Source organism: Neobacillus kokaensis (genome assembly GCF_014656545.1).
In the GTDB taxonomy this organism is placed as follows: Bacteria; Bacillota; Bacilli; order Bacillales; family Cytobacillaceae; genus Neobacillus; species Neobacillus kokaensis.
Genome location: NZ_BNDS01000012.1, coordinates 63,301 through 69,773 on the forward strand (window position 1 = coordinate 63,301; position 6,473 = coordinate 69,773).

Below are 6,473 nucleotides of genomic sequence, written 5' to 3' on the forward strand. Positions count from 1 at the left end.
AAGCACCAGGATGGAGTGGGGGATATGGATTTTCGAATAGATATTATTATTGAATACTTACCATTTTTATTAAAAGGGCTCGTATTAACCATTGGCCTATCAATAGGCGGGATTCTCATAGGGAGTGTGTTAGGATTTTTCATTGCACTTGGAAAAATGTCAAAAGTAAAATGGTTACGCCTCCCGTTTATTTGGTATATTAACTTCTTTCGCGGTACTCCGCTATTAGTACAGCTATTTCTTATTCACTTTGGGGTCATGCCGCTTTTCATGTCCCCGGCAAGTACCATCATGTCTGCGTTAACTGCCTTAGCACTAAATGCTGCAGCATATGTAGCTGAAATCTTTCGCGCCGGCATTCAATCTATCGATAAGGGACAAGAGGAAGCTGCTCGTTCTCTTGGATTGAGTACATCCCAGTCTATGGCGTATGTTATTTTTCCCCAAGCCTTTAAACGGATGATTCCTCCATTAGGAAATGAATTTATTACTTTGTTAAAAGATTCATCACTCGCTGCGATTATTGCTGCTCCTGAATTAATGTATTGGGGCCGGGCTGCATCAGGGCAATATTTCCGTGTATGGGAACCATATTTGACTGTAGCGTTTACGTATTTATTGTTAACTCTATCCATAACGTATCTATTAAATAATGTTGAAAGGAGGCTGTCTAACACATGATTAAAGTGAATAATTTAAAGAAAAAATTTGGTGATCTAGAAGTTTTAAAAGATATCAATATTCAAATTAACGAAAAAGAGGTTGTGGTTGTGATCGGCCCCTCTGGTTCTGGAAAATCAACTTTCTTGCGCTGTTTAAACAATCTGGAGGAAATAACCTCGGGGGATGTTTATATTAATGATATAAATCTTTCGGGTCATAAGGTAAATATTAATGAGATTCGGGCAGATGTAGGCATGGTCTTCCAGCAATTTAATTTATTTCCTCATAAAACGGTTTTAGAAAATATTACTTTAGCCCCTATAAAGGTTCGTAAAAAAACGAAACAAGAAGCAGAAGAAAAGGCATATAAGTTACTAGAAAAAGTAGGGCTTGTAAATAAAGCAGATGCCTATCCAGATTCCTTGTCTGGGGGGCAAAAACAAAGAATTGCGATTGCAAGAGCATTAGCAATGGATCCGAAAATCATGCTGTTCGATGAACCGACATCAGCCTTAGACCCTGAAATGGTCGGGGAAGTTTTATCGGTGATGAAGGATTTAGCCAGGGAAGGAATGACGATGGTCGTCGTAACACATGAAATGGGTTTTGCAAGAGAAGTTGGTGATCGAGTCGTTTTCATGGATGAAGGCTATATCATTGAAGAAGCCTCTCCTGTCACTTTATTTACTTCACCGAAACATGAACGAACGACCGCGTTTCTATCCAAAGTTTTATAAAAAAGAAGAAATATGCTCTTTGTTATCTAAATTTTCAAAAATAGAAGGGGAGAGATTTCATTTGATAAACAAAAATAAACTATTCTTATTATCTATCATTTCGGTCATTTTTTTAGTTTTATTAGCAGGCTGTGGAAATAAGTCGTCTTCTACCCAAATTGAAAAGCCGGCATCTAATGCAAAAGAGACTAAAGAGGATATGAAACTTGTTCATGATGGGAAACTTACCTTTGCCATGAGTGGACTACTTAAACCATTAAATTACGAAGAAAATCACAAGCTGGTTGGCTTTGATGTGGAGATTGGAACTGAAATTGCCAAGCGAATCGGATTGGAGCCGAATCCGGTGACAAATCCATGGGAGACAATCCTTCAAGGGTTAAAAGGACATAAATATGATGTCATTATTGGAAGTATGACAGCCACCGAAGAACGTTTAAAACAAGTGGACTTTTCCATCCCGTATTATATCTCTGGAGCACAAATTTTCGTTGCTGACAAAAACGATACGATTAAAAGTAAAGATGACGCGAAGGATAAAATTATTGGTGTCGTTCAAGCAAGTACACATAAAGAGGTGGCAGAAAGCTTAACGGATAAAGTGAAAGCGTATCCAAGTGAGATATTTGCGTTACAGGATTTAGGTCCAGGACGTATTGATGCTGTTATTACAGATAAAATTGTCGGGGTATCAGCAATCAAAGAGCAAGGATTAAAAATAAAACCAATTGATAATGTACTAAATCAGGAAAATATTGCAGTTGCTATAAATAAAGATCATCAGGTGCTGCTGGATAAGATTAATCAAGCGATAACTGACATTATGGAGGATGGCACTTACGAACAAATAAGCAAGAAATGGTTTGGAATCAACATTATGGAAAAGAAGTAGTGCTCGCCTAAAAAGTTAATAAACTTACTCTTTTAAAGGGGCTAACTTACGATGAATTTTTTTGAGAGTATTACATCCATCATCCAAAAGCATAGTGGTGCTTTTTTACAGGCATCGGTTACTACCATATCTATTACAGCCATCTCATTGGTAATCGCTACAATTATTGGATTAGTGTTTGCCTTTTTTAAAGTGTCGAATATTACTTTTCTGAAAAAACTGGCAGACTTTTATATATTTATCGTCCGAGGATTACCTCTAATCGTGCTCATCATGTTCTTGTATTACGGAATTTCAAGTGTCATTGTCCTTAACGATTTTACCGCTGGTGCCATTGCACTAGGTATTCATTCAGGAGCCTATTTGGCAGAGATTTTTAGGGGAGCTATCCAATCAATAGATAAAGGTCAAACAGAAGCAGCACGATCTTTAGGGATGTCATCCTCATTAACAATGAGGAGCATTATCCTTCCACAAGCGTTCAAACGAGCGATTCCTGCATTAGGAAATCAATTTATTATTGGTTTGAAAGATTCTTCGCTCGTCGCTTATATTGCTGTTACTGAATTGTTTAGTCGAGCACTCTATGCATCTGCTGAAAATTATATGCCGTTTGAGACTTATCTAGTTGTAGGTTTGTATTATCTTGCTCTTGTCTTCATTTTCACATTAATTTTAAACAAAATTGAAAAAAGGCTGGATGTTGGTTCCGTTAAGACAGGTGTATTTAAGGGAAGTGTAATCCAAAAATAATTTTTTTCTATAAAACTAGCTTGAATAAATAGATAATATAAACATAAACAGGTTGAAGCAGAGGGGATGTAAGTTTTTATGATTTCTACCAAAAATGAAGTATTACGTTTTACCGATGAATTAGTTCGCGTTGAAAGTATTGTTGATACAACTGGAGAAATAGCTATAGCTGATAAGCTGTATGAATTGATTTCTGCCCTACCTTATTTTCAAGTAAATCCGAACCAGCTTATTAAAGCAAGAACGGTAGATGATGAATTTGAGAGATATAATGTGTTGGCGTTCGTAGAAGGAACAAAAGATATAACTAATAATAAAACCCTTATCTTAATGGGACACATGGATACAGTAGGGATAGATGATTACACACATTTAAAAGATGTCTCCTGCTCACCTTCAGAACTGATGGAAAAACTTAAGGGTGAGCCGCTGCCTAGTCTCGTGAAAGACCAGCTGCTTTCAGGAGAATGGTATTTTGGACGCGGTGTTTTAGATATGAAGAGTGGTGTTGCAAGTAATCTTTCCCTATTAAAATATTACGCAGAACATCCTGAGGAGTTATCTGGAAATCTTGTTTTCTTCGCCGAATGTGATGAAGAGGTTAGTTCAAAGGGTGTTTTGTCTGGATTAAAGAATCTTAAAAAATGGAAGCAAGACTATGGATTTGATTATATTGGACTAATTAATTCTGACTTTGTCGCGCCATTATATGAAGGGGATGAAAATAGATATATATATAAGGGAACAGTTGGCAAGCTCCTGCCGTCCTTCTTTATTACAGGAGCAGAAACGCACGTCGGCTCTGCTTTTGAAGGGTTAGATCCTAATTATATTGCCGCAGAACTAACAAGACAAATCAGTTACAATCCGGATTTGTGTGACAGTTTTTTAGGGGAAACGCCAGCTCCGCCAGTTTCATTAAAGCAAATGGATTTAAAGCCAACTTATACAGTACAGACTGCTCTTTCAGCTTACGTTTATTTTAACTTCTTTATTCACTCCTGGTCTCCGAAGGATGTATTAAATAAGTTATCGGAACAAGCCGAAATTGCATTTGAAAATGCCCTTACTACCTTAAATGAACGCTATGAAAAATTTAATAAGATTACGAATCAGCCTTCCACGAAATTGCCTTGGAGGACAAGAGTCCTCATTTATGAAGATATGACAAAAGAGTTAGAAGAAGAGCATGGGGAAAAATTTATTAAGCATATGGAAGACTTTAAATCCAAGCTATTACAAGATTCAACGTTAGATACTCGTATGTTTGCAGCAAGAGTCGTTGAGGAAGAGTGGAATTGGATGAAGGATAAAAGCCCCGCTATTATCCTATTTTATTCATCCCTTTATTCACCGTGTCTAGCTTTAACCGGCAAGGATGAGAGAGAGGACAATTTAGCAGAGGCATTAGAAAAGGCAGTAGAAGCGATTCAACCGGAGTATGTGCACCCTATTGTAACGAAAAATTTCTTTCCTTTTATATGTGATATGAGCTGCGTGGCGTTAAATAATGATGAAGAGGCAATTCGAGCAGTTATGGATAATAATCCAGGATGGGGTACCAAACATTACGTTAATTATCAAGATATTCGTGATATCAATGTTCCGGCAATCAATATTGGACCATATGGTTATGATGGCCATAAGAAATATGAACGAATTGAAATCCGATATTCTACGGAAGTAGTGCCAAAAATAACAAATGAAGTTATTCGTCAATTAATTGGATAATGTCGTCGTTGTTAGGGAGGGAATTTTCCCTCCCTATTTCATTTTAAAACCGAATGCCTGAGAAATAATAATTCATTTAATATGTAAAAATAGGGGGAACATTGGATATGGGTAAATATCAAGACAGCCTTCGCGATAAACGTGTTGTTATAACCGGTGGTGCCAGCGGAATTGGTTTAGCGACTGCCATTCGATTTGCAAATGAGGAAGCAATGGTTACGATCATTGATCATAACAAAGATTCATTGGAAAAAATATTAAACGAATATTCAATCATTCAACATGGAATAGTGGCAGATGTAAGTTGTCATGAAAGTGTGCGTGATGCTTTTCGTGAAATTGATCGATTGGCAGGTGGTGTAGATATTCTTGTTGCCAATGCAGGTATAAGTGTAAGATCTAAATTTATTGACATTACACCAGAGCAATGGAATAAAGTGATGGGGGTTAATCTCAATGGCATATTTTTCACTGGACAAGAAGCAGCAAAAAGAATGCTGAATCAGGGACAGGGTGTGATTTTAATAACTGCTTCGACTAATGGTTTAGTTGGTCATCCATATTACGCCGATTATAATGCCTCCAAAGCCGGAGTGAACCTTTTAGCAAGAACGATGGCTTTAGAACTTGCTCCGACGATTCGTGTAAATACAGTTTGCCCAGGATACGTGCTCACCCCAATGCAGCTTGCTGAATATAGCCCCGAGGCATTAGAGGAAGTAAATGAAACAATACCATTAAAACGACATGCCCAACCTGAAGAAGTTGCAGGATTGTTTGCTTTTTTAGCATCCTCAGAAGCGAAATATATTACAGGTCAGCATATTCCTATTGATGGCGGGGAACTAGCATGATGACAAAATGGCTAAAAACCGGGGGAGGGCTATCCTCAGGAATTTGGGTCAGTCCCCCGTTGCATTAAAGTGCCGGGGGACTGACCCTTTTTTAGTTTAAGCAAAAGTTAATTTTCTTACCGATTTCATCAAAAATGAAAAAGATGATGGAGCAAATAATGGCAGGTATATAGAAATCTGGGGCCATAAAAAAGGTGCCAAGCCCAAATCCAATATGTATGAATCCAGATAACCAGAAACGAATATGGCAAAACTTCAATGATATAAATTCAGCAATTAGTGAGACAGGTAAGCCATAAACAAAGTTTCCAATTAAACTATAAAGAAGCACTATGAAAACAAAGAGAAATGCCTCACCATTTAAATTAATCGATTGATTCATAATCAAAGAGAGTAGAAAAAATCCAATCGTAAAGGTCAATGATGTATAGATAGCCACTTTTATTTTTCTAAATTTATCTTGAAATAGAATCTTTCTAATAACAGGGAATAGAAACCCAATCGTCATAATAATAAGTAATGTTTTAATTATTATGGGTGTCTCCGAAACAAGCAGTATTATAAAAAAGACAAGCACGGAGAAAACAAGAATATATGAATTTCCTTTTATCATAATATACCTCCTGCCTTTTTAGCTTTATTGTACAATAAGTCTAAGATAGAGGGTGGAAAATGTTTCAAAGAAGGTGTCTATGAGCCCCAAACCTTTGGTGGGAATCCATTTTGTTCCAGTTTTTGTAGAATTGCATTGGAGTTATGTAGAATTGTACTTGAATTACGTAGAAAAAGTCCTTAATTATGTAGAAATAATTGCTAAAATTAAGAAGTGATCCATTTTGTTCC

At 36.8% G+C, this 6,473-nt stretch carries 7 protein-coding genes; 6 read left to right on the top strand and 1 reads right to left on the bottom strand.

The annotated features are described in order from the left end of the window. Window positions 1-24 precede the first annotated feature (24 nt). From IE222_RS14765 to IE222_RS14790, 6 genes are all read left to right on the top strand, one after another. Window positions 25-681, top strand: a complete 657-nt coding sequence (locus tag IE222_RS14765; RefSeq protein ID WP_191274075.1) for an amino acid ABC transporter permease — start codon at window positions 25-27, stop codon at window positions 679-681. Next, on the top strand, window positions 678-1,400 hold the full coding sequence (locus IE222_RS14770) for an amino acid ABC transporter ATP-binding protein (RefSeq protein ID WP_191274076.1): 723 nt from the start codon (window positions 678-680) through the stop codon (window positions 1,398-1,400). The genes IE222_RS14765 and IE222_RS14770 overlap by 4 nt, the downstream gene beginning before the upstream one ends. A 64-nt stretch (window positions 1,401-1,464) precedes the next feature. Further along, a complete protein-coding gene (locus tag IE222_RS14775; RefSeq protein WP_223282725.1) occupies window positions 1,465-2,292 on the top strand; it encodes a transporter substrate-binding domain-containing protein in 828 nt (275 codons plus the stop codon). A 51-nt stretch (window positions 2,293-2,343) separates the two neighbouring features. Then, entirely contained in the window at window positions 2,344-3,045 is a 702-nt protein-coding gene (locus IE222_RS14780; RefSeq protein ID WP_191274079.1) for an amino acid ABC transporter permease, read from the top strand. A 78-nt stretch (window positions 3,046-3,123) separates the two neighbouring features. After that, window positions 3,124-4,776: a M20/M25/M40 family metallo-hydrolase gene (locus IE222_RS14785; RefSeq protein ID WP_191274081.1), complete on the top strand. Its 1,653-nt coding sequence runs from the start codon at window positions 3,124-3,126 to the stop codon at window positions 4,774-4,776. A gap of 107 nt (window positions 4,777-4,883) precedes the next feature. Continuing rightward, the gene (locus IE222_RS14790) at window positions 4,884-5,630 is read left to right on the top strand and encodes an SDR family NAD(P)-dependent oxidoreductase (protein WP_191274083.1); all 747 of its coding nucleotides are present in this window, start codon (window positions 4,884-4,886) and stop codon (window positions 5,628-5,630) included. Window positions 5,631-5,721: 91 nt separating this feature from the next. On the opposite strand, the gene IE222_RS14795 is transcribed toward IE222_RS14790, so the two are convergent. Then, window positions 5,722-6,243, bottom strand: a complete 522-nt coding sequence (locus tag IE222_RS14795) for a hypothetical protein (protein WP_191274085.1) — start codon at window positions 6,241-6,243, stop codon at window positions 5,722-5,724. Between the last annotated feature and the right edge of the window lie 230 nt (window positions 6,244-6,473).

Excerpts from the sequence above, each read along its gene's own strand:
- IE222_RS14795 (WP_191274085.1), bottom strand. The coding sequence starts at position 6,243 with ATGATAAAAGGAAATTCATATATTCTTGTTTTCTCCGTGCTTGTCTTT.
- IE222_RS14790 (WP_191274083.1), top strand. The coding sequence starts at position 4,884 with ATGGGTAAATATCAAGACAGCCTTCGCGATAAACGTGTTGTTATAACC.
- IE222_RS14780 (WP_191274079.1), top strand. The coding sequence starts at position 2,344 with ATGAATTTTTTTGAGAGTATTACATCCATCATCCAAAAGCATAGTGGT.
- IE222_RS14765 (WP_191274075.1), top strand. The coding sequence starts at position 25 with ATGGATTTTCGAATAGATATTATTATTGAATACTTACCATTTTTATTA.
- IE222_RS14770 (WP_191274076.1), top strand. The coding sequence starts at position 678 with ATGATTAAAGTGAATAATTTAAAGAAAAAATTTGGTGATCTAGAAGTT.
- IE222_RS14785 (WP_191274081.1), top strand. The coding sequence starts at position 3,124 with ATGATTTCTACCAAAAATGAAGTATTACGTTTTACCGATGAATTAGTT.